The 24,688-nt window shown below is 66.9% G+C and carries 25 protein-coding genes; 8 read left to right on the top strand and 17 right to left on the bottom strand.

The window, feature by feature from the left end; genetic code table 11:
- Nucleotide 1 precedes the first annotated feature (1 nt).
- Nucleotides 2–196: a hypothetical protein gene (locus RMCN_RS03570; protein WP_064348961.1), complete on the top strand. Its 195-nt coding sequence runs from the start codon at nucleotides 2–4 to the stop codon at nucleotides 194–196.
- A 3-nt stretch (nucleotides 197–199) separates the two neighbouring features.
- Here the strand turns inward: RMCN_RS03570 and RMCN_RS03565 are convergent, their stop codons facing one another.
- Both RMCN_RS03565 and RMCN_RS03560 read right to left on the bottom strand, forming a co-directional pair.
- Nucleotides 200–733 carry a TetR/AcrR family transcriptional regulator gene (locus tag RMCN_RS03565; RefSeq protein ID WP_067387319.1) on the bottom strand — a complete coding sequence of 178 codons (534 nt, stop codon included), beginning with the start codon at nucleotides 731–733 and terminating at the stop codon, nucleotides 200–202.
- Nucleotides 717–1,169, bottom strand: a complete 453-nt coding sequence (locus RMCN_RS03560) for an SRPBCC family protein (RefSeq protein WP_067387318.1) — start codon at nucleotides 1,167–1,169, stop codon at nucleotides 717–719. The genes RMCN_RS03565 and RMCN_RS03560 overlap by 17 nt, the downstream gene beginning before the upstream one ends.
- Before the next feature lie 71 nt (nucleotides 1,170–1,240).
- Here RMCN_RS03560 and RMCN_RS03555 point away from each other — a divergent pair, with 71 nt between their 5' ends.
- Nucleotides 1,241–1,957 carry a TVP38/TMEM64 family protein gene (locus tag RMCN_RS03555; protein WP_067387316.1) on the top strand — a complete coding sequence of 239 codons (717 nt, stop codon included), beginning with the start codon at nucleotides 1,241–1,243 and terminating at the stop codon, nucleotides 1,955–1,957.
- Here RMCN_RS03555 and RMCN_RS03550 read toward each other — a convergent pair.
- From RMCN_RS03550 to RMCN_RS03530, 5 genes are read right to left on the bottom strand one after another with little or no spacing between them, the layout of a single operon-like run.
- Nucleotides 1,954–2,556 carry a carboxymuconolactone decarboxylase family protein gene (locus RMCN_RS03550; RefSeq protein WP_067387315.1) on the bottom strand — a complete coding sequence of 201 codons (603 nt, stop codon included), beginning with the start codon at nucleotides 2,554–2,556 and terminating at the stop codon, nucleotides 1,954–1,956. The two genes, RMCN_RS03555 and RMCN_RS03550, sit on opposite strands and share 4 nt — an antisense overlap.
- A 1-nt stretch (nucleotide 2,557) precedes the next feature.
- Complete coding sequence (locus RMCN_RS03545) at nucleotides 2,558–3,421, bottom strand: TIGR03619 family F420-dependent LLM class oxidoreductase (RefSeq protein ID WP_067387313.1); 864 nt, start codon at nucleotides 3,419–3,421, stop codon at nucleotides 2,558–2,560.
- Nucleotides 3,418–4,248, bottom strand: a complete 831-nt coding sequence (locus RMCN_RS03540; RefSeq protein WP_067387311.1) for a TauD/TfdA dioxygenase family protein — start codon at nucleotides 4,246–4,248, stop codon at nucleotides 3,418–3,420. Before RMCN_RS03540 ends, RMCN_RS03545 begins: the two co-directional genes overlap by 4 nt.
- 6 nt (nucleotides 4,249–4,254) lie before the next feature.
- Complete coding sequence (locus RMCN_RS03535; protein WP_064348968.1) at nucleotides 4,255–4,578, bottom strand: hypothetical protein; 324 nt, start codon at nucleotides 4,576–4,578, stop codon at nucleotides 4,255–4,257.
- Entirely contained in the window at nucleotides 4,575–5,870 is a 1,296-nt protein-coding gene (locus RMCN_RS03530; RefSeq protein ID WP_067387310.1) for an aromatic ring-hydroxylating oxygenase subunit alpha, read from the bottom strand. Before RMCN_RS03530 ends, RMCN_RS03535 begins: the two co-directional genes overlap by 4 nt.
- 135 nt (nucleotides 5,871–6,005) lie before the next feature.
- Between RMCN_RS03530 and RMCN_RS03525 the strand changes: the two genes are divergently transcribed.
- From RMCN_RS03525 to RMCN_RS03510, 4 genes are all read left to right on the top strand, one after another.
- A complete protein-coding gene (locus RMCN_RS03525) occupies nucleotides 6,006–6,923 on the top strand; it encodes a LysR family transcriptional regulator (RefSeq protein ID WP_067387308.1) in 918 nt (305 codons plus the stop codon).
- A gap of 143 nt (nucleotides 6,924–7,066) precedes the next feature.
- Nucleotides 7,067–7,783, top strand: coding sequence for a Crp/Fnr family transcriptional regulator (locus tag RMCN_RS03520; RefSeq protein ID WP_067387373.1), 717 nt, complete (start codon nucleotides 7,067–7,069; stop codon nucleotides 7,781–7,783).
- 48 nt (nucleotides 7,784–7,831) lie between these two features.
- On the top strand, nucleotides 7,832–8,035 hold the full coding sequence (locus RMCN_RS03515; protein ID WP_131808494.1) for a hypothetical protein: 204 nt from the start codon (nucleotides 7,832–7,834) through the stop codon (nucleotides 8,033–8,035).
- A gap of 153 nt (nucleotides 8,036–8,188) precedes the next feature.
- Entirely contained in the window at nucleotides 8,189–9,052 is an 864-nt protein-coding gene (locus tag RMCN_RS03510) for a SigB/SigF/SigG family RNA polymerase sigma factor (protein ID WP_084377105.1), read from the top strand.
- Nucleotides 9,053–9,058: 6 nt separating this feature from the next.
- Here the strand turns inward: RMCN_RS03510 and RMCN_RS03505 are convergent, their stop codons facing one another.
- A complete protein-coding gene (locus RMCN_RS03505) occupies nucleotides 9,059–9,454 on the bottom strand; it encodes a Zn-ribbon domain-containing OB-fold protein (protein WP_067387304.1) in 396 nt (131 codons plus the stop codon).
- 128 nt (nucleotides 9,455–9,582) lie between these two features.
- Between RMCN_RS03505 and RMCN_RS03500 the strand changes: the two genes are divergently transcribed.
- Nucleotides 9,583–10,776, top strand: a complete 1,194-nt coding sequence (locus tag RMCN_RS03500; protein WP_067387302.1) for a thiolase family protein — start codon at nucleotides 9,583–9,585, stop codon at nucleotides 10,774–10,776.
- Between the two features lie 2 nt (nucleotides 10,777–10,778).
- Here RMCN_RS03500 and RMCN_RS03495 read toward each other — a convergent pair whose 3' ends face one another.
- The 4 genes from RMCN_RS03495 to RMCN_RS03480 form a co-directional block, all read right to left on the bottom strand.
- Nucleotides 10,779–11,162 carry a DUF4267 domain-containing protein gene (locus tag RMCN_RS03495; protein ID WP_064415067.1) on the bottom strand — a complete coding sequence of 128 codons (384 nt, stop codon included), beginning with the start codon at nucleotides 11,160–11,162 and terminating at the stop codon, nucleotides 10,779–10,781.
- 70 nt (nucleotides 11,163–11,232) lie between these two features.
- Nucleotides 11,233–11,661, bottom strand: coding sequence for a VOC family protein (locus RMCN_RS03490; protein ID WP_067387300.1), 429 nt, complete (start codon nucleotides 11,659–11,661; stop codon nucleotides 11,233–11,235).
- A 69-nt stretch (nucleotides 11,662–11,730) separates the two neighbouring features.
- Nucleotides 11,731–12,588, bottom strand: coding sequence for an extracellular catalytic domain type 1 short-chain-length polyhydroxyalkanoate depolymerase (locus RMCN_RS03485; RefSeq protein WP_084377091.1), 858 nt, complete (start codon nucleotides 12,586–12,588; stop codon nucleotides 11,731–11,733).
- Between the two features lie 354 nt (nucleotides 12,589–12,942).
- Nucleotides 12,943–14,274, bottom strand: a complete 1,332-nt coding sequence (locus RMCN_RS03480; protein ID WP_067387296.1) for an APC family permease — start codon at nucleotides 14,272–14,274, stop codon at nucleotides 12,943–12,945.
- A 228-nt stretch (nucleotides 14,275–14,502) separates the two neighbouring features.
- On the opposite strand from RMCN_RS03480, the gene RMCN_RS03475 reads away from it, so the two are divergent.
- A complete protein-coding gene (locus RMCN_RS03475) occupies nucleotides 14,503–15,936 on the top strand; it encodes a glycoside hydrolase family 183 protein (RefSeq protein WP_110765740.1) in 1,434 nt (477 codons plus the stop codon).
- A 15-nt stretch (nucleotides 15,937–15,951) separates the two neighbouring features.
- Here the strand turns inward: RMCN_RS03475 and RMCN_RS03470 are convergent, their stop codons facing one another.
- From RMCN_RS03470 to RMCN_RS03450, 5 genes are all read right to left on the bottom strand, one after another.
- Nucleotides 15,952–16,272, bottom strand: a complete 321-nt coding sequence (locus tag RMCN_RS03470) for an STAS domain-containing protein (RefSeq protein WP_067387294.1) — start codon at nucleotides 16,270–16,272, stop codon at nucleotides 15,952–15,954.
- On the bottom strand, nucleotides 16,272–20,438 hold the full coding sequence (locus RMCN_RS03465) for a SpoIIE family protein phosphatase (protein ID WP_067387292.1): 4,167 nt from the start codon (nucleotides 20,436–20,438) through the stop codon (nucleotides 16,272–16,274). The genes RMCN_RS03470 and RMCN_RS03465 overlap by 1 nt, the downstream gene beginning before the upstream one ends.
- Nucleotides 20,435–20,785, bottom strand: coding sequence for an STAS domain-containing protein (locus tag RMCN_RS03460; protein ID WP_067387290.1), 351 nt, complete (start codon nucleotides 20,783–20,785; stop codon nucleotides 20,435–20,437). Before RMCN_RS03460 ends, RMCN_RS03465 begins: the two co-directional genes overlap by 4 nt.
- A 112-nt stretch (nucleotides 20,786–20,897) precedes the next feature.
- A complete protein-coding gene (locus tag RMCN_RS03455) occupies nucleotides 20,898–21,566 on the bottom strand; it encodes a PAS and ANTAR domain-containing protein (RefSeq protein WP_067387287.1) in 669 nt (222 codons plus the stop codon).
- Between the two features lie 70 nt (nucleotides 21,567–21,636).
- The gene (locus tag RMCN_RS03450) at nucleotides 21,637–24,522 is read right to left on the bottom strand and encodes an MMPL/RND family transporter (protein ID WP_067387369.1); all 2,886 of its coding nucleotides are present in this window, start codon (nucleotides 24,520–24,522) and stop codon (nucleotides 21,637–21,639) included.
- Between the last annotated feature and the right edge of the window lie 166 nt (nucleotides 24,523–24,688).

The following is a 24,688-nucleotide window of genomic DNA, read 5'->3' as shown; positions in this document are numbered from 1 at the left end:
CATGGCGGAGGACCGGGTGGCGGATCTGCAGCGATGGCAGGATTCGGGCGCCGTCTGGGAGGTCCGGATGCGACGCGAAGGCAGCGTGACCGTCGCGCTGCTGAGCTGCGACGGCGGCGAAGAGGTCGACGTGTTCACCTCCGAGGACCCCCGGCTGCTCGCGTTCATCGGCGAGCGCCGAAGCAGTCAAGACTGAACTTCACCGACGGCGGATCAGGTCGGCGAACGCCGCGGCGGCGGCGTCGACACCGTCGAGGTCCTCCGTGGCGACCAGGTCCAGCAGCAGACCGCGCGCCACCGCGAGGCCGAGGCGCATCATCGCCGGGTCGGCCGTGCCACTCGGATCTTGCGCCAGCCAGTCCTCGACCGCGGCGGGCAGCATCCGGGCGAACGGTTGCTCACCCTGCACTCCGCGGGCGTAGCACTCGAAGAACAGCCGCTCGAACGGTCGCAGCTCCGGGCGCCGCAGGTTCGCCCACATCGCAGCGACGGCCTCGGCCGGATCCGCGGGCAACTCACTTGCCATCGCCATCTGGCGTTGCTCGACCTCGCCGACGATCGCCAGCAGCAGCTCGTCGCGAGATCCGAAGTGGTGCAGCAGCATGCGATGGCTGGTGCCGACCGCCGCCGCGAGATCGCGCAACGACCGGTCGCCGATGCCGTTGCGCGCTACGTCCGCGACGACCCCGTCCAGCAGTTCCTGGCGACGCTGAAGATCAGGAGGCCGGGCCATCGAGCCGATGCAAGTGCTCGCAGCGCGCCTTCAGACCCTCGGCCTCGAGCTCCAGATAGCGCTGGGTCATCGAGCGCATCAGGAGTCCGACCACCGCCCCGACCGGGCCGCGCTGTTCGAGCCGTTGGTGGATCCGGGTCCGCGGCGGCGAAGCGCGCACGGGGGTGACGTCGTGGCGAGCCACCGTGAGCCCGCCGGGTGAGCGCTGCACCCACGTCCACGACGTGGGTGGCGTCACCTCGGTGACCTCCCACACCAACTTCGGCATGCGGGGTTGCTTGATTTCGAACCGGTTGCCCACGACCAGATCTCGATCGTCGAGCGCCACGAGCCGAGTCACCGAGGCGGTCCACTCCGGCCAGCGCTCGACATCGCTGAACACGTCCCACACGGCGGCGGCGGGTGCGTCGATCTCGGCACCACACTCGGTAATCATGTACCAAATGGTACATCCACGTCGCCGGTCGGGGAAGGGGCGTCCCGCGAGTACGGCAAGATTGCCTGGACATGACCCTCAGCGACCGCCCCGTCACCCGCCGGTGGCACATCCTCCGACTCGTGCTGTTCGCGGCGTTCCTGCTCGGGTTGTTCTACCTGGTCGCCGTCACCGGTGTGATCGACGTCGACCACGTCCGCCGCACCGTGGCCTCCACCGGCCCCGTCGCACCCCTGGTCTATGTCGTGGTGTCGGGACTGCTCGGCGCCGTGTTCGTGCCCGGACCGATCCTCGCCGCCGCCAGCGGGGTGCTGTTCGGTCCGGTCGTCGGCACATTCGCCACCCTCGGCGCGACGGTCACCACCGCGTGCGTCACCAGCCTGCTCGGCAGGCGGGCCGGACGCGACAGCGCGCGGGCACTCCTGGGTGAGGAACGTGCGACGCGTCTCGACGCTCTCATCGCGCGGGGCGGGCTGTGGGCCGTCGTCGGCCAGCGTTTCGTTCCCGGCATCTCCGATGCGCTCGCGTCCTACGCCTTCGGTGCGTTCGGAGTCCCGTTGTGGCAGATGGCCGTCGGCGCATTCATCGGGTCTGTTCCCCGCGCGTTCGTGTACACGGCGCTGGGGGCCTCGATTTCGGATCTGAATTCGCCGCTGACCTATGTCGCGATCGCAGTGTGGTGTGCCACCGGGATCGTGGGTGCGTTCGCCGCGCACCGGGGTGTGCGCAGCTGGCGCCGGGCCCGGCGCGCCGACAGCGAACCGGCACCCGAAGCCGAGGACTCCTAGTCCGGAAGCGTCGCGCTGCCAGGTGGCGGGGCGAGCTGCCAAGTCTCGCAGGCCATCGCGAGCATCGCGTAGGTGCCGACGACGAAGATCAGTTCCATCGCCTGGTGGGTGCCGAGTTCGTCGACGAGACGGCGCCACGCGTCGGGTGTGGCCCGGCCGTGGGCGAGCAACTCGTCGGTCGTCTCGAGCACCAAGCGGTCCACTCCGTCGAACTCGGCGTTACCGCGGGCGATCCGGGCTATCTCGTCATCCGAGAGGCCGCCACCCTTGGCGATCTTGACGTGCTCACCCCAGAAGAACGACGAGCGCCGCGCATGCGCGAGCCGCAACACCGCCAGCTCGCGCAGCCGCAACGGCAGCTCGCCCCGCTGTAGCAGAAACGCGTTGTAGCCGAGGAACTTCTGTGCCATCTTCGGGTGCCGAGCCAGCACACCGATGATGTCGAAGTTGAGCGGATCCCTGGTCTCCCCCGAGCCGGCCCGTGGAACGTCGTCGCCTGGAACCCCCATCAGCGCGCCGACGGCGGCGTACTCGGCCTCGCCCCATTCGTCGGCGGTCAGCGGCATCAGCAGGGGATGGCCCGCGGTGTCTTGCGTCATGTCACCTCCCGTTGTCTTCGCTGTGCAGTTCCGCGAGTGCGTGGATCTGCTCGAGGTAGTGCGCGAGCGAGCGGTGGACGAAGCGCGCGGATACGGTCGTCGTGCCCGCGGCTGCCATCGCGCGCAAGGCTTCCCGCGTCGCCCCGGGGTTGTCGACAGGGTCGAGCGGACGGTCGGCGGCCAGCACGACCTCGAAGCCGGGCGGCACCTCGCGCGCCTTGAGCCACTCCCCCGCGGTCGCGACCGAGATACCGAACGGCGCCCAACCTTCGGCGAGCGTGAGTGCGCGCCGCAGCGACCGCTTGGTCCGGCCGCCCACCCAGATCGGCATATGGGGCTGCAGTGCGCACGGGTCGACGATCAGGCCGCCGAACGAGTAGTACTCGCCGTCGTAGGAGGGCTCATTGCTGGTCAGCGCGGCACGCAGGGCGCGCAGCGCGTCGTCGGCGCGCGGACCGCGATCTTCGAACGGCGCGCCGAGGATGTCGAACTCCTCCTTGAGCGATCCGACGCCGACCCCGAGGATGAGACGGCCGCGACTGACGTGATCCAGTGTCCCGTAACGCTTCACAATGGCCAGCGGATGGTGGTATCCGAGCACCAGCGTCATGGTGGCGAGCCGGATCCGTTCGGTGCGGGCCGCCACGTATCCCAATGTGGCAAGCGGATCCCAGTACCTGGCGCCGCGCCGCCCGGCCTCCGATGCCGGGATGCCGATGTGCTCGCTGCAGGTCAGGTGGTGATAGCCGAGCCTGTCGGCGGCTTCTGCGACGCGCCCGATGTCCTCGACTCCCGCGTCGCGCTCCCACGTCAATGCCGCCCCGGCGACGTTGGTGACGACCGGTGTCGCGATGCCCAGCTTCAATTCAGTGGCTCTTCGCCCGCCAGGATGGTGCGGTGCATGAGCCGACCGCTGTCGGCGGCGTAGGGCAGGGCGCGGTGCATTGTGCCCGTGTTGTCCCAGATCAGCAGGTCGCCGACCGCCCACTCGTGCCGATAGACGTATTGCGGCTGGGTGGCCCAATCACGAAGCCGCGCAAGCAGAGCGCGGCTCTGTTCGACGGGCATGCCGACCACGTAGTCGGCGGTCGCGCCGAGCAGCAGCGACTTGCGGCCGGACTGGTGCGTCCACACGATGGGGCACGCCTTGGTCGGCGACTTCTGCCAGAACGCGATCTCGTCGTAACTCATCTCGGGTGTCACATAGTACTGAGACCGCTCGGCGCTGTGCACGACTCGAAGATCGGCGATGAGGTCCTTGTCGGACTGCGGCAGATCGTCGTACGCGGCGTAGGTGTTGCAGAACTCCGTATCGCCCCCGGTGTCAGAGAGTTTCACCGCTCGCAGCAGCGTGGCCAGGTTCGGATACGGCTGCAGGGAGCCGTCGAAGTGCCAGAACAACGAGCCCTTCAGGTATTTAGCGCGCTGGTTGACGTTCTCGTCGAGGGAGATCTTGTAGATCCCGTCCTCGCCCTCATTGGCGACGACGGTACCCAGCGTTGCGGCGATCGCGACTTGCTGCTCGTCGCTGATCTGCAACCCGCGGAAGAACACCACGCCGCGTTGGTCGAGTGTGTCCCTGATCTTCTCGGCGGCGCGCCCGCTCAGCAGAGTCTCGAGGTCGGTTCTGATCTCGCTGCCGATCCGGGGAGTCCGGTCGACGATGTCGAGTTGTGCGGAGGTCAGGCTCACGGTGGCTCAGCTCACCCTCGTCAGAATCGTGTTGGCCGAATGTTTAACTCGCGGTTGGTTCCACAGTTCGACCGCGAGCGAGACGGTGATCAGTGAGTAGAGCAGGTTGCGCAGGTTGGCGACGTCCTCGGGCAGCGGCTCGGCGTAGTCGAACTTGTCGACGTAGGCAAGAGCTTCCTCGGCGTACGGGAAGATTTCGTCGTAGAAGGCCCGAATCTGTTCCATGGAACTGTTGACCCGCTTCACGTAGCGCGCGTGGCCGTCCTCGATGGCCCATTCGGGCACGAGGTGTTCGAGGTGGGAGAATTCCGGTGGCAGAACTGGATTCATCGCGTTGCCTTCTGTTCTTCGCCGGCCTTCACTCCATTGTCTACGTAGTCACTCACGACCTTGTGGAAGTGGCGCAGCAGGATCTCCTCGTCGTTGAACGTGAAGTGGGTGAGTGCGCCGCTGTTCAGCATGGCCTGCAGACCCTCCGACGGGCTGGCGTCCTCGAGGATGATGTCGTTGAGGAACGTGACCGTGAGCTCCTGACCCAGGCGCTCCTTGTGGGTCGTCGGCGGCTGGTAGTACGCCTCCGTCTCGAAGATGTGCGAGTGCGGTCCGGTGGGCCAGTGCGTGTGCACGGTGAATCCGGACGCCCCGAAGATCAGCACGAAATTGGGGAAGAACTGGAACGAGTCGAAACCGTACTTCTCCGACCGTGTCGGGTTGATGCCGGTGGGCATCGGCCCGCGGTCGGCCTTCTTTGTCCACGGGCCGGCGGCGCTGGCCTCGAACACGCACTCGATCGGCTTGGAGTACGGGGTCTTGCGCGACGGTTCACCGGAGAACGAGAACATCCGGTGCGGGCCCTTCAGCCGGTAGGCCAGCGCGTCGGTGAACGGATTCGGTTGGTCGAACGCGTCCCTGGCCTCGGCGGTGAGCGCGCCGAACGACGACGCGTGCAGGTACGGCCCGTGGTAGCTCTCGGCGAACCCGTCGAGGAAGATCTTCCAGTTGCATTGCAGTTCGGCCTTGAGCCTGTACACCTGATGGGGTCCGGCGAACGGATATCCCTCGATCTCGTGCGCGAGTTCGCCGAGGAAATCGCGCAGCGGCTCGGTGTTGTGCGGGTTGAGGTTGATGAAGATGAAGCCCTCCCACACCTCGCACTGGATGGCGGGCACCCGGCAGCTGTCCGCGTCGAAGTCGAGCAACAGATCCTTGCGGGTCGCCGAGTGCAGTGAACCGTCCAGCTTGTAGCGCCAGCCGTGGAAGCGGCAGTAGAGCAGCGGTGCGCGGCCCTCGACCTCCGCGAAAGGGTCGTCCTCCCACAGCATCTTGTTGCCCCGGTGCGGGCAGACGTTGTGAAAGGCGCGGATGACGGAGTCCTTGCCCCGCACGATGATCACCGACGTGTTGAGGAACGTCAGCTCGCGGGTGAAGTAGCTGCCGGACTTGGGCACGCGCTCGATACGCCCCATGTAGAGCCATGTCTTCTTGAAGACGTGCTCGCGTTCCTTCTCGTAGAACTCCTCGGAAACGCAGTCCTGAAGCGACATGGGGCCACGACCCAGTTCGGGGTAGGCGTCGGTCCAGTGTCCGCTCGCGGGTTTGGTCACCAGGCTGTCGCGACTCAACGGTCTCTCCTCCGTCGGGCTGAAGACGGTAGGCCGAAGGTACCGCCGCCGATATGGCCGAAACAGACCCGCGAGCGCAACACCCTGTTGCATATTTGGAACGCCGCCGGCGATTGAGGAAGGTGCTCGAAAACAATGGAACAAAACCTGCCCTTCGACGTCCACGCCCTGCTGATCTTCGGCAAGGTGGTGGAGAACCGCAGCTTGTCGAAGGCCGCGGCACTGCTCGGAATGCCGAAGTCGACCGTCAGCCGCAAGCTGACCCGGCTGGAGTCCGACCTGGGCATCAAACTGCTGCGCAAGAACACCCACCAGCTCACCGTCACCGATCTCGGCGAGCAGGTGTACGCCCACGCGGTCAACATCCTGGCCGAAGCCAACGGTGTCCGCGCGCTCGTCGAGGGCAGCAGGCAGGAGCCCCAGGGCGAACTGCGGGTGGCGATCCCGGTCTTCGTCGGCATCGATTACGCCTCCCGCGTCGGCGCGGCATTCCTGCAGCACTATCCGAATTCAGCGCTGGACATCCGACTGGTCGACCGGGTGGTCGACCCGGTGCGGGACGGTTTCGATGTGGTGTTCTCCACCGGACCGCTACAGGACTCCACGCTGATCGCGCGCAAGGTGTTCGACCTCGAGCTGTTCTTGTGCGCGTCACCGGATTTTCTTGCCCGGCTACCCGAACCGCTCCGCGAGCCCACGCAGTTGAACGCGATTCCGTTCATCGACTTCGGCTTCGGGGGGCCCCGCAAGCTGACGGTCACCGCGGGCGCCCGCCAGCACGAGCTGACGCCACCAGTCCGGGCGCGCGCCAACAACTTTCAGGTGTGCAAGCAGTACATCATGCAGGGCCTCGGGATCGGTGCGATGCCCACCCAGATCATCTGCACCAACGAGCTGCGCGAGGGCACCCTCGTTTCGGTGTTACCCGAGTGGCGCCTCGAGTCGCTCGACGTGCACATGATCTATCCGTTCGAGTTGTCCTTCTCCACGCTCATCAGCGCGTTCTACGAGACGGCCCGCGAGATCATCGTCGAGAACTCTGCGCGCCAGTAACCGTGGGTGCCGGCCGCGCTTCGCCACGTGCATGCCCCGCCGTCGCGCGCGAATGCGTAGTCCGATTCCGCCTACGCGGTTAGCGTTTACCCCGGTCACGGCCGGGTAGCCCCGCACCGACGGGGTTGGGAGTGGGCATGCTGATGGTCGCCGGCGCCACGGCCGAAACGGGCGTGAATCGTGACAGTGAAGCCGCGCTGCACCGCTCGGCCATCATGCGGGGGCTAGCACCCGCCGATATGGGGGCTTTGCTCAACCGATTCGCCTACGCCCGCTTCGGGCCGGGCCAGTGCATATACCCCGAAGGCCAAACCGATGACCGCCTCTACATCGTCGTCGACGGCAAGGTCAAGATCGGCTGGCGGTCGGCGGAGTTCCCCGAGAAACTGCTCGCCGTCCTCGGCCCCTCGGAGATCTTCGGCGCCGAGTCGATGTTCGATTGCGGGCCCCGGACCGGTTCCGCCACAGCGCTCACCGCGGTGCTCGTCGCGGTCATCGACCGTGACGCTTTGCACGCTTGCATCGACGGCAACCCGCACATCACCGAGCAGCTGATGCGCTTGTTGGCGCGCAACCTACAGCGCGCCGAAGACCTGATCACCGACCTCAACTTCACCGACGTTCCCGGCCGGATCGCCAAACAGCTTCTCCACCTCGCGCAGCGTTTCGGTGTCCGACAAGATCGGCAACTGCGCCTCGACCACGGCCTCACCCAGGCCGAAATCGCCCAATTGGTCGGCGCGTCACGGGAATCGGTCAACAAGGTGTTGTCGGAGTTCGTCCAGCGCGGCTGGATCACGGTCTGCGGGAAGAGCCTCATCATCCACCAGACCGAACTGCTCGCCCGGCGAGCCCGCTGACGCGCGAGCAAACTTTTTCGGCGGCGGTGGGCGTGGTAACGGCCGTCGGTGGGTAACCACGAAGGCATGGACCCCGACACGTTGGTGGCGATGGCAGGTTTGACGGCGCTGGGCGCCGCGGTGTTCACGGGCGCGATCTGGGACAGCCCGTTGGTCTCGGCACCGGCGCGGCTCGGCAGGCAGCAGCGGCCCTATGGCAAACACGCCATGCCCGTCGGCACGACCAGCAAGGCGCGCGAGTTCGCCGGTTGACCACGGCAGCGCCCGCCGACGGCTACCCTGGGACAAGGGTCCCGCCGGGCGATGTTTTGACCACCCGTCCGAGAGGGTAAACCGCAGCAGCCACAGGTTCAGATCCGAGCCGTGTGATCCATACGGCAGGGTCGGGAGTGAGGAGCCTGTGTGGTGTCCGAGGCGAATTCTGAATACGCAGACGTGACCGAGATGTTCCGCCGCCTCAAAGCGCTGGACCAAGGATCACTTCCCTACCGTCGCCAGCGCGAGGCGATCGTCGACCGAACATTGCCACTGGCCGACCATGTTGCTCGCCGCTACCGCAACCGCGGTGAGCCGATCGACGACCTGGTGCAGGCCGCGCGGGTCGGCCTGGTCAACGCGGTCAACCGCTTCGACCCCGACAACGGCGCCGACTTCCTGTCCTTCGCGATCCCGACCATCATGGGCGAGGTACGCCGCCACTTCCGGGACTACGGCTGGGCGGTCAAGGTTCCGCGCAGGCTCAAAGACCTCCAAGGGCAGCTGGTGAAGGCGCGTGCGGAGTTGTCGCAGCAGATCGGGCGCGCGCCGACACCGTCCGAAGTCGCCGGACACCTCGGGATCGAGCGCGAAGCGGTGATGGAAGCGACGATCGCCAGCAGCAATTACTCCACGCTGTCCACCGACGTTCAGGCCTCGGCCGACGATGAGTTCCGGTCGGTCGGTGACACCCTCGGCGACGTCGACCCGAACATCGACAAGGTGGTCGACCTGGAGACAGTACGGCCGCTGATCGCTGCGCTTCCCGAGCGTGAAAGGACCGTGCTGCTCCTGCGGTTCTTCGAGAGCATGACCCAGACCCAGATCGCCGAACGGATGGGTTATTCGCAGATGCACGTGTCGCGTCTGCTCGCGCAGGCCCTTCGCAGGCTCCGCGAGCAGGTGCTCGAACCGGGCGTCGACGGTGTGGAGGTCGAGACGCCCGCGCCGCGTCGGCGACGCCGTTCTCCGGCCCCGCCCGCAACGGTGCGTCACCTCAAGCGTGGGGCCTGAGTCGCGTCAGCGCGGTGCGAATACGGGTGCGAATGCGATCTCGCCGTCGAGATCCTGACGCTCGAAGCGCACCGCGACCGGAAGACCGACGTGCACCGAATCCGGTTGACAGTCCACGATATTGGCCGCGATGCGCAGGCCGGGCTGCTCATCGAGTTCGACGATGGCAATGACGTACGGCACCGCGACAGCCGGGTTGAACGGCTGGTGGTTGACGGTGTAGGTGAACACCGTGCCGAGTCCCGAAACCGGTTGTGGGCGAAGTCGTCCGCCGCATTCGGGACAGTCCCCAGCTGGAGGTGACACCCACAAATGGCAACGCTCACAACGGGTGATCAGCAGTCGGCCATCTCGTCCCCCGGTCCAGAAGGCCCGGTTGTGCTCATCGAGAGCCGGCACCATTCTGGCCGCGGAGGCAGGTGACACGTCGTCGGACACGTCTAGGAAAGTACAGTCTGCAGCGGGCATCATCACAGGGACCTCCGCGTGAGGCGAACTCCCGAGAGGCACGAAGGCGAGGCGGTGGCCGGTTGAGCACGTTCGAGAAGGACGCGATCATCAGCGGGCTCGGCATCTCCCGCATCGGGCGCCGCACCGGAATCCCCGGGATCGATCTGACGATGGAGGCGGTGCGCGCCGCGGTCGCCGATGCCGGGCTCACGCCGGATGACATCGACGGCATCGTCACCTTCGGGGACACGCCGCTGGCCGAAGTCGTTGCCGCACTGGGTGGTCCGGCTGTGGACCAGGGCTACGGTTTCCCCACCGGCGGCGTGTTGACCCCGGTGATGTCGGCGATGGTGGCGGTCTCCGAGCGGCGCGCGCGGCACGTGCTGGTGTACCGGACCGTGCAGATGCTCGGCGGAACTATGACGCAGGCACCGCCCACCTCCGGGCCCAACCCGCTGGCTAATCCGCCGATCGAACCCCGCGCCCCCGGGTCCCCGCGCAAGCTCGCGCCGTTCGGCGACATCGACGAACTGCTGGCCGCGCACGCCTATTCCGCGGCCAACTGGCTGGCCATGCACTGCCGTCGACATATGGAGCTGTACGGAACGACCAAGGAGCAGCTGGGCTGGCTGGCGATCAACAGCAGACGCAATGCCGGGCTGAATCCCCTTGCCGCCTACCGGGACCCGATGACCATGGCGGACTACTTGGCGGCGCGGCCGGTGTCCACACCGTTCGGGCTGTTTGACTGCGACGTGCCCATCGACGGCTCGGTCGCGTTCGTGATCTCGCAGGCCGAGTACGCACGAGACTGCCCCCAACCACCGGTGGCGGTGGAAGCCGTTGGCGGCGCTTATGGTTCGGGAGGCTGGTTTCACCGCGACGATTTTCCGAAGATGGCGTCGACCGACGCGGCCGCCGAGATGTGGTCGCGCACTGATCTGACGCCATCCGACGTCGACCTCGCCGAGCTCTACGACGGCTTCACCTTTCTGACGTTCGCATGGCTGGAGGCGCTGGGTTTCTGCGCGGACGGCGAGGCGGGTCCGTTCATCGAAGGCGCGACGCGCATCGCGCTCGACGGCGAGTTGCCGCTCAACACCTACGGTGGACAGCTCTCGGCTGGGCGGATGCACGGCTATTGGCTGCTGCACGAAGCGTGCCTTCAGCTGCGCGGGCAGGCCGGTGACCGGCAGGTGTCGCGCCGGCCCGAGGTGGCGGTCGCCGCGGCGGGCGGCGGGCCGATCGCCGGCTGCCTGCTGTTGACCCGCTGAGGTCAGTCCTCCGCACGCTGGGGCCGGCGCAGTGCGCCCCACAACCCGACGCCGATGCCGATGATCGCGCCGCCGAGTCCGATGACCCGCTGGGAGCGTCTCATCTCGTGGTGCACACTCGAGCCGCCCAGCAGATCGGCGGCGTCGGCGCCGCCCGAGGCCAGAAACCATCCTCGGGTGTCGCGGCCCCGCAGTGCCGATGCCAGCAGCAGACCGCCGATGAGCGCGTCGCGGTACCCCATCGAGCGCAGCAGCAGCTGCGTCGTCGGCGCCGGCTCATCCGGATCGCCCCACAGCCGGTTGGCCCGAAGGGGGTCGACCAGAAACGACACACCGGACGCGAATCGGATGCTGCCCGCGACGAGCGCGGCGCGGTCGTATGACATGGCCGCAGCCTAGGCCGCAGTCGTGTGCGACGAGCGACTTTCCCGGCCGAGCCCGCTCAGCCGGGCCTGCTCAGCCGAGCGTGAACAGCTCGAGCTGAATGTTGTCGGGGTCGCGGAACACCACGGTCGCAAAGGGAAACGGCTCGTCGGCCGCGCGGACACCGGAGTGTTCGATGCCGAGTTCGTCGAGCCGTCGCGTCCACGCGTCCAATTCGTCTCGTGACGCCACGTTCAACGCGACGTGGTCCAAACCGGTTCGGGCTTCGTCGAATCGGCTTCCGTCGTTGCCGGTGTTGGTGTGCAAGCCGATCACGACACCGGAGCGCGGGTCGATCAGCAGCTCACCGTATCCGGTGTCCTCCCGTTCGTAGTGGGGGAACTTCATCGGCAACCGGTCCGCCCCGAGCAGCCGTTGATACCACGCAAGGCTGGCCTCGAGATCGGTCACCGTGATGGAGATGTGGTGGATGCCGGTGATACCCGGGACGTCGTCGCTCATTCCGATCTCCTGTTCGTTTCGCGCCGGCTCCAGTGTGCCGTCACACCAACCGTAGGCAGAAGCGGCGGCTCACCTGCCGTGGGTCGCGAAGAACTGACCACTGGACTGGGAGGCGTCGAACGGGGCGAACAAACCGCCGGGCCAGACGTGACCTCCGCCGTCGATCTGGACGAACACCACCTCGGTTCCGCCGGCACACCCGGCGGCCACGAACCGGTGGACGCCGCCCTGCACCTCCTCGACCGGTGCCGGGCAGCCGTCGAGCTCACGCCAGCGCTGCGCCATCACCGCGGGCGCGACGATGTCGCTGGGCCCGCCGCGGCCGACCATCGGGCCACCGGCGAACGGCACCACCGGATCGGCCGTTCCGTGCACCGCCAACACCGACACCGGCTGCGACGGTGCGCAGGGGAAACCCGACGCGAGCGTGCCCGCGATCGGTGCCGCGGCGGCGAAGACGTCGGCGCGTTCACATGCCAGCCGCGAGGCCATGAAGCCGCCCGCCGATGTCCCGGTCACGAAGACGTGGCCGGGGTCGACGCCGTACTCCTCGCGCAGCCGCTCGGCGAGCGCGACCAGGAACCCGACGTCGTCGACGCCCTGGCGGTCCGGCAGTGCGGCGCCGCGGCCGTCGGCCCAGCTCATGTCGACCCCGTCGGGATACGCGACGACGAACCCGTACTGATCGGCGATCGCGTTGTAGTTGGTGGCTCCGGCCTGCGCCGGACCGGTCATCCCGGCGCCGTGCAGGTTGAGGACGAGCCCTGCGGGGCGGTCGAGGCCGGGCGGGGAATGCACCGTGTAGGTGCGGTTCAGCCCGCCGATCGTCAAGGCGCCGGCCGCATCGCCTCCCGGGAACGCCGCAACCTGTCCCCCGCCGAAGCCGAACAGCACACACACCGCCGCCAGTACGACCGACGATCGCATGATCGCTTTGGCCGCGGGCCCCGTGCGACGGGCGCCTCTGAGATGAGCCGATAGCCCGACCATTGTTCGTCCCCCCTTTCGAACTGCAATCACCGGCGCGAACGTAAACCACCGTCGCATGCCGCGTTCACCTTTTATCCCGGGTCGGCCGTATTCATGCATCCGACCGCAAAGGCGCCGAGCATCGCGTGCGGAACCTTCCCCACCGAATGCCTATCGACGATTGGATCGCTCGCGGCCCAGCGGTGGCCGGAGTGGATCGCGTGGGTGGGCCGAGGCCGCCGCCATCCTCATCGACGAAACCCAAAGCGCCAAAAGCCAATTCCTGCGGGACACCGTGCACAAGCGCTGACGTCAGCGACGCGTCGCTGCCCGGGCCGCCAGATACAGCACCGCGCCCACCGCGATCAGTATCGCGGCGAAGAGCCAGACCTTCGCGGTCTGCTGGGTCAGCAACAGCACACAGGACGCCACCCCCAGCACCGGCACGCCCGTCCAGACTCGGAAATGCGGGTGATCGACCGGGTCGCGGCGCAGCACCAGCACCGCGATGTTCGTCGAGATGAAGACGACCAACAGCAGCAGCACCACCGTCTCGGCGAGCGTCGACAGATCGCCGAGCAGGCTCAGCACCATGGCGACCGCGGTTGTCGCGATGATCGCCGTCCACGGTGTGCGCCTTTTCGGAAGTACGCGGCCGAGCACGCTGGGCAGCAGGCCGTGCTCGGCCATGCCGTATGTGAGCCTGCTGGCCATGATCATCGTCAGCAGCGCGCCGTTGGCGACGGCGACAAGGGCGATCGCGCTGAAGACCCAGTCGGGAACCCCGACGTCGGCCGCCGCGACCACGTCGAGCAACGGACCGGAGGACTTCGCGAGGTCCTCGGCGGGCAGGGCGACCGCGCTCGCCACCCCCACAAGCGCGTAGAGCACGCCCGCGGTGATGAGGGCGCCGAACAGCGCCGTGGGATACACCTTGCTCGGATTGCGGATCTCCTCGGCCACGTTCGCCGATGTCTCGAAGCCGACGAACGAGTAGTACGCGACGATCGCTCCGCTGAGGATGGCCAGCGCGGGCGTGGCGCCTTCGGGGAATTCGGTGACGCGGCCCAGATCGCCGCGGCCGTCGCCGACCATCAGCGACACCGCGATGACCACGATCAGCAGACCGGTCAGCTCGATCACCGTCATCACGACGTTGCTCTTGACCGACTCGCTGATGCCCCGCGCGTTGAGGCACCCGATCAGCGCCAGGAAAACGATGGCCGCCGGTACGGCCGGAACATCGATGAACGTCGTGAGATAGTCACCGGCGAAGGCGAGAGACAGACCCGCCGCGCTGGTCACCCCCGCGGCGAGCATGCAGAAGCCGACCAGGAACGACACCACCGGCCGACCGAACGCCCGCTCGGCGAATACCGCCGCGCCGCCCGCCTTCGGATACTTGGTCACCAGTTCGGCATAGGAGCCGGCGGTGAGCAGCGCCAGCAGCAGAGCCAGCAGAAGCGGTGCCCACAGCGCGCCGCCCACGTCGCCCGCAAGCACGCCCATCAGCGCGTAGATACCGGCGCCGAGCACGTCGCCGAGGATGAACAGGAACAGCAGCGGCCCGGTGATCTTGCGTTTGAGCTTGCCGCCGGTCGTCTCGTCGGGCTCGCCGGTTTGCGCTTTGGCCGGGGAGGTCATGCCGGTTTTGATACCCCGGCACCGAGAATCGACACACCGCGACTTGTGAGTGAAAACGATCGGCTGGCGAACGCAATCACTCACAAATCAGGTGGGTTGACGAGGTTGCGACACGGTCACAGGTGAATACCTATCTGTGCATCAAGATCACATGAGTCACTTTCGTCACTAATGTCACATCCGCCATCGCTGACGCCTCGTCGGGCGTCCGCCTCCGAAAGGTGTGACATGTCGCCGCCTCCGCGCATCGCCTCGTTGTCGGTGGCGTCCGCAACCGTGATCGCACTGAGCGCCGTACTCGGCGTCGCGCCCGCGGCCTGGGCCGAACCGTGTACCGGCGCCGCGGCGGCCGCACAACCGCCCGCTGCTCCGAACTCCGAAGCGACGCCGGCGCTGCCGGGCGGCCCGCCGGTCGGCCACCGGCCTCGCAACACCAACGACGAGGCCCCGCTGCCGCGCCTCGGCCGACTGCCCGCCGAAATCCTCCAGTCGCTTACGCCGCAGTCGGCGACCGTGGACCAACAGGCCGCCGTACGCCCAACACCACCCCAACCCGCAGCGGACCAGCCTGTCGCACAACAGGTTCCCGCTGCCGCTCCCGAGCCGCCTCCCCCGCCCGCGCCCCCGGGCACGACGTTGGTCGGGTGGGTCACCGGGCCCGAGAGCCCGAACAACACCATCGGGCGGTTCGCGATCACCGGCACCGACCTCGGGATCATGTGGGACAACGGCGATCCCGGCAATCGCCAGGTTCTGATGGCTTTCGGCGACACGTACGGCTACTGCAGCGTGCGCGGAAAGCAGTGGCGCTACAACGCGCTGTTGCGCACGCAGGACGGAGCGCTGTCGAAGACGGTCGCCGTGCCCGACGGCGCCCTCGCCAACCGTTACTCCGGTTCCCCACTGTGGGCGCCCGGCCTGTCCAAGCAGATCATCAACAGCACCAAGTGGGCGCCGAATGAGAAAGGCATCATTCCCACCGCCGGTGTCGCCGTGGGCGGCAATCAGTTCGTGAACTTCATGTCGATCAAGAGCTGGGACGCCGACGGGCGCTGGACGACCAACTTCTCGGCGATCGCGGTCTCCCCGGACAACGGTGAGCACTGGGGCGTCTACCCCGGCACGGTGCGCGCCGCGCGCGAAGGCGACGTCCCCGATGCGCGGTACGTGCGCGGCAACGAGAACTTCCAGCAAGGCGCGTTCCTGAAGCCGGGTCCCGGCGATCCGTACCTGTATACGTTCGGCACGCCGGCGGGCAGAGGGGGCGCGGCGTACATCGCGCGCATCCCGCAGGGCGCGGTGCCCGATCTCAACCGCTACGAGTACTGGAATGTCGATCAGAACGCCTGGGTGCCAGGGGATCCCGGAGCGGCGACAGTGGTGATCCCCGGCCCGGTCGGCGAAATGTCGGCCCAGTACAACACCTACCTCAAGCAGTACGTGGTGCTGTACTGCAACGGCGCCAACGACGTGGTGGCGAGGATGGCGCCGGCCCCCCAGGGACCGTATGGCCCCGAGCAGTTGTTGGTGCGGTCCTGGGATGTCCCCGGCGGCATCTACGCGCCGTTCCTGCATCCGTGGTCGACCGGCAAAGAGCTGTACTTCAACCTGTCGCTGTGGTCGGCCTACAACGTCATGTTGATGCGCACGGTGCTGCCGTGAGACCGGCTGGCCCGTTCAGTCACCCTCTGCCGCTTGCACTTCGGCAACCGATGTCAGCCCGCTGATCGTCAGTACCGGCATCAGGATCGGATTGGCAACGATCGTGCGGATCTGCGCGGCGTGCTCGAACAGCGCGTTGATCGCCCCGCTGTCGAGGTATTCGACCGCGGACAAATCGATGGTCAGTCGCGCCGTCTCCTGGCTTCGCCTGCCGACGGTGGCGGCGATGGCGTCGGTGAACGCGTCGATGTTGCTCAGGTCGAGTTCGCCGGCTGCGCTCAGCACCATGGTGCCGTCGACCCGGCGGTCGGTGCGCACGGTGAGCGGTGTGGGCATCACGCGATCCTGGCGTGCAGGTCGATCGTCGTACCGGAATCGCCTGTCTCGATCGTGACGTCGTGCATCAACGCCCGCATCAGCGCGATTCCGCGCCCGCGATGGGACGCGGGATCGACGTGGGGCACTTTCCACACCCCGGTATCGGCGATGGTCAGGTGAAGCCGGTTCGCCAGCACGGTCGCGCGCAGACGTACCGTCCCCCCGGGACGGTCACGGTGTCCGTGCTCGATCGCATTGGCGAGCGCCTCCCCCGTGGCGATCAGCACGTCGAGGGTCTGGCTCGGATCCACGCCCGCCCGCACCAACCACTTCCGCAGCGCGCTGCGTGTGCCGGCCAACTCAGCGGGATCGGCGCTGAATTCGATCTCCAGCGGCGCCGGTTGGCGGTACAGCATGAGCGCGACGTCGTCCTGGTATCCGTGGATGGGCGCCAACTGCGTCATGATCTCGTCTGCCAGGTCGTCGAGCCCTGTCGCGGAGTGGCTTTCGAGCACGTCGACGGCCCGGCCAATGCCCTTGTCCAACGACTCGCGCCGACGCTCCACCAGGCCGTCGGTGTAGAGCAACAGCGTCGCGCGCGCGGGCATGACCTGCCTGCCCTCGGGGCGGATGTGATCGAAGGGCAAGCCGAGCGGGGTGACCGAGGCGTCGTCGAGCAAGCGGCTCGCGCCGTCGGGAAGCACCATGACCGGAGGCGGGTGGCCGGCACTGGAGTACAGCAACTCACCGGTGTCCGGATTGAGCACGGCGCAGAACGCCGTCGTGCAGCGCGCGCCCGGCAGCCTGGCGGCGAACCGGTCGAGGGCTGTCAGCGCAGCGGCCGGTCCGGGGTGTTCGAGAAGCAGTGCCCGACAGGCGCTTCGCAGCTGTCCCATCACCGTGGCGGCGGTCAATCCATGCCCGACGCAATCGCCGACGATCAACGCGATACGGCCGTCGTCGAGGTCGACGACGTCGTACCAGTCACCACCGACCTGCAGCGGGCGGGCGGCCGGCTGGTACCGCACGGCAAAGCCACTCGAGACCGTGGGACCGAGAATCGCGTGCTGTAGCGCTAGTGCGGTTTCGCGCTGCTGGTCCAGTAGGTGAACGCGCTGCAGCCCCTGGCCGAGCCGGCCGGCCAAGACCGCCAACAGCGTCTTGTCTTCGGGCGTGAACGGTCGGCGCTCGGGCAGTTCGAGGTAGACGACCAGAACCCCGCGAGGATGCTGCAGTGCGATGCTCGCGGATCCGGTGTCCGACGCGTCGGCGACGAGTGAGTCTGCGGTGCGCAGCGAGGTGATGGCCAGTCTTGTCGCCGCGGGCAGGTCGTGCCACTGGACCGGCTCGCCGGAACAGACCAGGGCTGACGGATCGATCGTCGTGGTGCCGTCGTCGATGGGAAACGTGACGGCCAGGACGCGGTGCGCGCGCCACACCTGGCGCAGGACTTCGGCCGTGGTGCGCACCGCATCGTCGAGCGTGTCCGCCTGCGCCAGTTGCTGATTGAGCGCGGCCAGGGCGGCCTCCCGCTGCACTGTGTAGTGCTCAGCGGTGACGTCGCGGAAGGTGCCGACCATCACGGGCCTGCCAGTGTCGATCTCCTCGATCCGGTTGTAGGTGAGAGTCACCCACAGTCGGTGCCCATCGCGATGTGTGACCGGAACCGTGTGCCTGCCATGCGGTTCACGCAGTATCTGCGCCAACATCTCGCTGGCCTGACGGTGCGCGTCGGGATCCGACTCCGCCGTCGGCCACCACGGCTGCACGGACTCGTACGGCAACCCATCTACGCCGTACCCGAGGATGTCGGTGAACGCCGCATTGATCTCGATCACCGTGCCGCGCTCGTCGGCCACGAAGAACGCTTCCTGCAGCGAGTCGATCAGCGCGGTTCGCCAGCGGGCGTGATGATTGCGGATCCTGGCGAGTTTGACGTTCGCGCGCACGCGCGCCAGCAGTTCGGCTGCGGCGAACGGCTTGACGAGGTAGTCGTCGGCACCGGCCTGCAAACCCTCGATGGCGGCTTCCTGTCCGGCGCGGGCCGACAACAGCAGCACCGGTATGGCCGCGGTGCGCGGGTCCGACCGCAATGCGCTGACGAGTTGGAGGCCGTCCAGAAGCGGCATCATGACGTCGCTGATCACCACGTCGGGCAGCTCGGTACGGACCGCGTCGAGCGCTTGCTGGCCGTCGGTGACGGCGTCGACGAGGTATCCGTCGTTGCGCAGCATCCGGGCGACGTACTCACGCATGTCGGCGTTGTCGTCGGCGATGAGCACCCGCGGTGTGGAGCCCGGAGCGAGAGGCGACGATGTTGGGCCGCCCACCCCCGACGGCACATCGGGGGCCGGGCCCTCTCCGTCGGCCGGCAGCCACCGCAGCGCCTCTTGAAGATAGGGTTCGGCGCCCGGATCCGTTGTCCGCCCGTCGGGTGTCGCGGCGAGCGCGTCGGGCGGAACGTGTGCGGCGCCGATCGGCACGCGGATCGTGAAGGTGGTACCGACACCCTCGGCACTGTCGGCGGTGATGCTGCCGCTGTGGAGTTCGACAAGCTCCTTGACCAGGGCCAGACCGATTCCGCTGCCCTCGTTCGACCGCGCCCGCACGTTCTCTATCCGGTGGAATCGTTCGAACAGTCGGGGTATTTCGGCGGCGGCGACCCCCGCACCGGTATCGGAGACTCTGACCACGGCTTCGTCGCCGTCGCGGGACACGGTGACCGAGATACCGCCGGTGAACGTGAATTTCAGCGCGTTGGACAGGAGATTGAAGATCACCTTCTCCCACATGTCGCGGTCGATGTAGACGGTGTCGCCGAGGGAAGGACAGTCCACGGTGAAGGTGAGGCCGGCACGCTCGATTGCCGACCGGAAGACGCTGGCGAGTTCGGCGGTCACGCCGCCGAGGTCGACCGGCGCGAAGTTCGCCCGCATGCGGCCGGCCTCGATCCGCGAGAAGTCGAGCAGCGTGTTGACCAGCTTGGCGAGCCGTAATCCGTTGCGCCACACGATGTCCAGTTCGTCGCGGGCCAGCTCGTCGAAGTCGGCGCCGCGCGTCCGTAATTCGGCGACCGGGTCAAGGATCAACGTCAGCGGGGTTCGGAACTCGTGGCTGATGTTGGAGAAGAACGCCGTCTTGGCGCGGTCCAGCTCGGCGAGTTCCTCGGCGCGCTGCTGCTGTGCCTGGTAGTTGCGCGCACTGCCGATGCCCGCGGCGACGTGCCCTGCCACGAGTGTCACGAAGCCGCGATAGGTGTCGTCGAGCGGGCGGTAGCGGTTGAGCGCGGCGACCAGGAAGCCGATCGGGGAACCGCCCTGCTGCTGTAGCGGGACGATCAGCGCGTGTTGCGGTGGATCCCGCCAGTCCCCGGTCGGCAGGTCCGCGTACCGGTCGCCGATCAGTGGGACCACCGTCGTCTCACCGCGCGCGGGTTCCTCCAGCGGCCAACTGCCGTCGTGGCCGGCGCCCACATGCGCCCACGCGATCGGATGCTCGGCGATGCCGCCGGTGGATCCGGCGAGGCGGGCACCGCCGTCGGCATCGAACAGGTAGGTCAACGTGAACGGGAGGTCGCGCAGGTTCTGACCGAGCTGGCGTTCGGCGAACGCCATGATCTCTTCTTCGGTGCGCACGACGCTCGGGTCCGATCCGAGGTCACGCAGGGTCGCCATCTGGCGCTCACTGATCACCTGCTGGGTGTCCTCGCTGACCACGCACAGCATGCCCACGACCAGCCCGTCGTCGTCACGCAGTGGGCTGTACGAAAAGGTGTGGTACGTCTCCTCCTGATAGCCGGAGCGCTCGAGGAAGAGCAGCAGCGCCGAATCCCAAGTCGCCTCTCCGGTGGAAAGCACGTGGTCGATGCGCGGGCCGATATCGGGCCAGATCTCGACCCACACCTCGCGCGCCGGTCGGCCGAGCGCCCAGGGATACTTGCGGCCCAACGTGTCCCGCCGATAGGCGGCGTTGCAGAAGAACGTCAGATCGGGCCCCCACGCCATCCACATCGGGAATCGCGAGGACAGCAGGATGCTGACCGCGGTTCGCAGGCTCTGCGGCCAGCCGTCCGGCGCGCCCAACGGCGTGGCGGCCCACCGAACTCCGGCCATATCGGGCCCGACCTCGCCGTCTGCATCGAAAACCGTGGTCAGTCGGTTCTGCTGCCCGCTCGGGTCACTCATCCGTCGACCGCATCGGCCACGGATCCGTACGGTCGCAGAACCTTGTCGAGCTTGGTGACCTCGATGGGACGGACCACCTCGGGGTTGGCGGCCACCAACCGCACCGCGACTCCGGCGGCCAAGCCTTTCTCGTAACACTCGAGTACGGCGTTGAGTCCCGCACTACCGAAGTACCCGACCCTGGACAGTTCGACGATCAGCAATTTGGCCGGATGCCCATCGGCGGCCTCGACGGCGCGGTCGAAATGGGGTTGCAGAGCTCCGACGCTGTTCGAGTCGATCTCGCCGGCTACCGACACCACCACCGCGGTGTCGCGCACGTCCAGGCCCACCTCTATCTGCGCCACGTCATCTCACCCGTCAGCGGCCAAGCGGTTTGCGCGTCTGTCTTGTCATGCCCTGGTGATACCCCGGCTGGGACGACTTCAGTTACGACGCGCATCCACGGCCCTCGATCACCTACCGGGCGCGGGTGTGCGCGGTGAGAAGCAGGTGGTCGAACTGCCTTCGCAGGTCGTCACGCTGGGGATCGATCGTGCCGACTTCGGCGACGATCTGCGCCGCGAGCGCGCGCAATTTCGTGTTGGTGTGCTGTGAGCGCCACATCAGCAATTCGAACGCGGCCTCGGCGTCGATGCGGTAGACGAGCATCAGGGCGCCTTTGGCTTGCTCGATGGCGGCTCGGGCGTTGAACAGCTCGGGCAGCGACTCGCTCAGCGCCTGGCGGCGGGTATGGGCGAACGTGTCGGTCAGGTCGATGTAGTAGCCCTCGGTGCCGACCACCGCACCCTGGTCGTCGAGCATCCGGTCGCCGATCACGATCACGGTGTGCAACCTGCCCGCGGTGTCGATGAACCGGTGGCGGCTGGAGAACGAGCCACCCAAGTGCAGGGCGTGGTCCAGTAGGTCCTGGACGTGCTGTCGGTCGTCGGGATGCTTGTGCGACAGCAGCAGCTCGGTCGTCGGCACGACGGCGCCGGGCTCATAGCCGTGCATCCGGGCTACTTCGTCCGACCACTCCCAACGCTGCCCGACGAACCAGAACCGGAACGTGCCGACGTTGCGGTCGGCGATCGCCCAGTCCGAGGCGGACGGCAGAGGGCTGTCTGCGACGTCCGGGTTCGTCATCTGCCCATCATGGCACCACAGGCGCACGAGAAGGAGCGCGTTGGGAAAGCTCCGTAACTCCGGTCCGGCTTCAGTGGCCACCGCTGGTCGGCGCGGCTGCCCGGTCAGGGAACACGGCGGCCATCCTGCGCCGTGACGCGGGTGTGGGCACCCTTTGCGGCCACCAGAACCATCGGCCCAGCAGCGCCGCGATGGACGGTGTCATGAACGCACGCACGATCAGGGTGTCGAACAGCAGACCCAACGCGATCGTGGTGCCGACCTGGGCGATGCTGCGCAGATCACCGACCACGAACGAGGCCATCGTCGCGGCGAACACCAGACCCGCCGAGGTGACCACTTTGCCCGAGCCGGCCATCGCACGGATGATCGCGACCTTGAACCCGTGGTGCAATTCCTCCTTGAACCGGGACACCAGCAGCAGGTTGTAGTCCGAGCCGACCGCCAGCAGCAGGATCACCGACATCACCAGCACGATCCAGTGCAGGCGGATGCCAAGCAGGTGCTGCCACACGAGCACAGACAGTCCGAACGACGTGCCCAGCGAGAGCAGCACCGTTCCGACGATCACCGCGGCGGCCACGACCGCCCGCGTGATGATCAGCATGATGATGAAAATCAATGCCGCGGCGGATAATCCGGCGATCATCAAGTCGTAGTTGGAGCCGTCGCGCATGTCCTTGTACGTGGCGGCGGTCCCTCCGAGGTAGATGGTGGAGCCCTCCAGGGGTGTGCCCTTGATGGCTTCTTTGGCCGCGAGCTTGATCGCGTCGATGTGGTCGATGCCCTCGGGGGTGGCCGGATCGCCCTCATGCTCGATGATGAACCGCACGGACTTGCCGTCGGGCGAGATGAAGTTGTCCATACCGCGCTGAAAGTCTTTGTTCGCGAACGCCTCTGGCGGCAGGTAGAACGAGTCGTCGTTCATGGATGCGTCGAACGCGTCACCCATCGCATGCGAGTTCTCCTGCATCGCGGCCATCTGATCCTGCAACCCCTTCTGCGAGGAGTGCATGGTCAGCATCATGGTCTTCATCGTCTTCATCGTCTCGATCTGCTGGGGCAGCAGCAGAATCAGCTGGGGCATCAGGCTGTCGAGGCGTTCGAGGTCGGGCACGAGGCGCTGGATGTCATCGGTCAGCGTGTCTATGCCGTCGAGGGTGTCGAATATTGAACGCAGCGACCAGCAGATCGGGATGTTGTAGCAGTGCGGTTCCCAGTAGAAGTAGTTGCGGACAGGCCGGAAGAAGTCGTCGAAATCGGCGATGTGGTCGCGCAAATCGGCGATGTGGATCGTCGTGTTCTTGGTCTTCTGGACCATGCTGTGGGTGGTGTCGGCCATCTGCTGCATCAGGCTGGCCATCTTTTCCATCTGGTCGATGGTCGACTGCATTTCGTCGGCCTGGACCAGCATGTCGGCCATCCGGTCCTGCAGATACTTCTGGTTGAGCTGGTTCGTGGTGCCCTGCATGCTGAGCAGGAACGGGATCGTCGTGTGCTCGATCGGCTTACCCTGCGGGCGGGTGATGGTCTGCACGCGGGCGATGCCGGGTACGCGGAAGATCCCCTTGGCGATCTTGTCGATCACCAGGAAGTCGGCGGAATTGCGCAAGTCGTGGTCGCTTTCGACCATCAGCAGTTCGGGGTTCATCCGGGCGGCGTCGAAATGTCGTTCGGCGACGTCGTATCCGATGTTGGCCGGGGTGTCTGCGGGAAGGAAGTGCCGCCCGTCATAGTCGACCTTGTATCCGGTGAGTGCGAGCAACCCGACCAGTGACAACGCACAGGTCGCCACGAGCACCGGCCCTGGCCACCGCACGACCACGACGCCGACCCGTCGCCAAGCGCGCGAGTTGATGGGCCGCTTCGGTTCGAAGAGTCCGAACCGACCGCCGACGACGGTGACGGCCGGACCGAGTGTCAAGGCGGCGATCACCGCGACGAGTACGCCCACCGCACACGGCACCGCCATGGTCTGGAACCACGGCAGCCTTGTGAACTTCAGGCACAGCAGCGCTCCGGCGATGGTGAGCCCCGAAGCCAGCACGACGTGGGCCGTGCCGTGAAACATGGTGTAGTACGCGGTTTCGGGGTCCTCGCCGGCCTGGCGGGCCTCTTGGTACCGGCCGATGAGGAAGATCGCGTAGTCGGTGCCCGCGGCGATGGCGATCAGGGTGAGCAGGCTGGTGGCGAACGTCGAGAGCCCGATGAATCCGGTGTCGCCGAGGAAGGCGACGATGCCGCGCGAGGCGCCGAGTTCGACGAACACGATGAACAGGATCAGCACCATGGTGGTGATCGAGCGGTAGACGAACAGCAGCATCACCGCGATGACGATCAGCGTGGCGACGGTCGCTTTAACGGCCCCCTTGTCGCCGGCGACGCGTTGGTCGGCGTTCAGCGCCGCTCCTCCGGTCACGTATGCCGTGACCCCTTGCGGTGCAGGCGTTTGCGCGATGATGTCGCGAACCGATTGGATCGATTCGTTGGCGATCGTCTCGCCCATGTTCCCGCGCAGATAGATCTGCACATACGCGGACTTGCCGTCTGCGCTCTGCGCCCCCGCGGCGGTCAGCGGGTCGCTCCAGAAATCGGCGATGTGCTCGACGTGTTCGGGGTCGGCGCGGAGCCTGGAGATCAAGTCGTCGTAGTAGCGGTGCGCTTCCGGGCCGAGCGCTTTGTCGCCCTCCAAGATGACCATCGCGTTGCTGTCGGAGTCGAACTCCTTGAAGTTCGCGCCCACGCGCTGCATCGCGATGAAAGCCGGTGCGTCGTGGGCGTTCATCGAGACGGTGTTGGCCTCGCCGACCTTCTCCAACGACGGGACGAACACATTTGTGGCCGCGGTCAGCACCAGCCAACCGATGATGATCGGCACCGAGAGCACTCGGATGGCATGCGCAATGCGCGAACGTTCGGCCTGCGTTCCGGGCGGAGTGCGGGCTGGTCGAATCATGCTCATCCCATGACCCTTCGATGGCGCGCGCGTGTCGCACGCCGACCGCGTCCCCATGACCCCGTCCACCGTGCGTGTCGTATATCTAGCCTGTCGAATTATCTGCTGTCAATCGGTAAAGGGCAGCTCGTAGCGGGTTCGTGTGGCCGCGATGCCACGAGGCTGG

This window comes from Mycolicibacterium novocastrense (genome assembly GCF_001570485.1).
GTDB lineage: Bacteria > Actinomycetota > Actinomycetes > Mycobacteriales > Mycobacteriaceae > Mycobacterium > Mycobacterium novocastrense.
The sequence above is the reverse complement of the archived record's forward strand: the minus strand, read 5'-3'. Positions and strand labels throughout refer to the sequence as shown.

Excerpts from the sequence above, each read along its gene's own strand:
- RMCN_RS03570 (WP_064348961.1), top strand. The coding sequence starts at position 2 with ATGGCGGAGGACCGGGTGGCGGATCTGCAGCGATGGCAGGATTCGGGC.
- RMCN_RS03565 (WP_067387319.1), bottom strand. The coding sequence starts at position 733 with ATGGCCCGGCCTCCTGATCTTCAGCGTCGCCAGGAACTGCTGGACGGG.
- RMCN_RS03560 (WP_067387318.1), bottom strand. The coding sequence starts at position 1,169 with ATGATTACCGAGTGTGGTGCCGAGATCGACGCACCCGCCGCCGCCGTG.
- RMCN_RS03555 (WP_067387316.1), top strand. The coding sequence starts at position 1,241 with ATGACCCTCAGCGACCGCCCCGTCACCCGCCGGTGGCACATCCTCCGA.
- RMCN_RS03550 (WP_067387315.1), bottom strand. The coding sequence starts at position 2,556 with ATGACGCAAGACACCGCGGGCCATCCCCTGCTGATGCCGCTGACCGCC.
- RMCN_RS03535 (WP_064348968.1), bottom strand. The coding sequence starts at position 4,578 with ATGAATCCAGTTCTGCCACCGGAATTCTCCCACCTCGAACACCTCGTG.
- RMCN_RS03525 (WP_067387308.1), top strand. The coding sequence starts at position 6,006 with ATGGAACAAAACCTGCCCTTCGACGTCCACGCCCTGCTGATCTTCGGC.
- RMCN_RS03520 (WP_067387373.1), top strand. The coding sequence starts at position 7,067 with ATGGTCGCCGGCGCCACGGCCGAAACGGGCGTGAATCGTGACAGTGAA.
- RMCN_RS03505 (WP_067387304.1), bottom strand. The coding sequence starts at position 9,454 with ATGGTGCCGGCTCTCGATGAGCACAACCGGGCCTTCTGGACCGGGGGA.
- RMCN_RS03495 (WP_064415067.1), bottom strand. The coding sequence starts at position 11,162 with ATGTCATACGACCGCGCCGCGCTCGTCGCGGGCAGCATCCGATTCGCG.
- RMCN_RS03490 (WP_067387300.1), bottom strand. The coding sequence starts at position 11,661 with ATGAGCGACGACGTCCCGGGTATCACCGGCATCCACCACATCTCCATC.
- RMCN_RS03485 (WP_084377091.1), bottom strand. The coding sequence starts at position 12,588 with ATGCGATCGTCGGTCGTACTGGCGGCGGTGTGTGTGCTGTTCGGCTTC.
- RMCN_RS03480 (WP_067387296.1), bottom strand. The coding sequence starts at position 14,274 with ATGACCTCCCCGGCCAAAGCGCAAACCGGCGAGCCCGACGAGACGACC.
- RMCN_RS03475 (WP_110765740.1), top strand. The coding sequence starts at position 14,503 with ATGTCGCCGCCTCCGCGCATCGCCTCGTTGTCGGTGGCGTCCGCAACC.
- RMCN_RS03470 (WP_067387294.1), bottom strand. The coding sequence starts at position 16,272 with ATGCCCACACCGCTCACCGTGCGCACCGACCGCCGGGTCGACGGCACC.
- RMCN_RS03465 (WP_067387292.1), bottom strand. The coding sequence starts at position 20,438 with ATGAGTGACCCGAGCGGGCAGCAGAACCGACTGACCACGGTTTTCGAT.
- RMCN_RS03455 (WP_067387287.1), bottom strand. The coding sequence starts at position 21,566 with ATGACGAACCCGGACGTCGCAGACAGCCCTCTGCCGTCCGCCTCGGAC.
- RMCN_RS03450 (WP_067387369.1), bottom strand. The coding sequence starts at position 24,522 with ATGATTCGACCAGCCCGCACTCCGCCCGGAACGCAGGCCGAACGTTCG.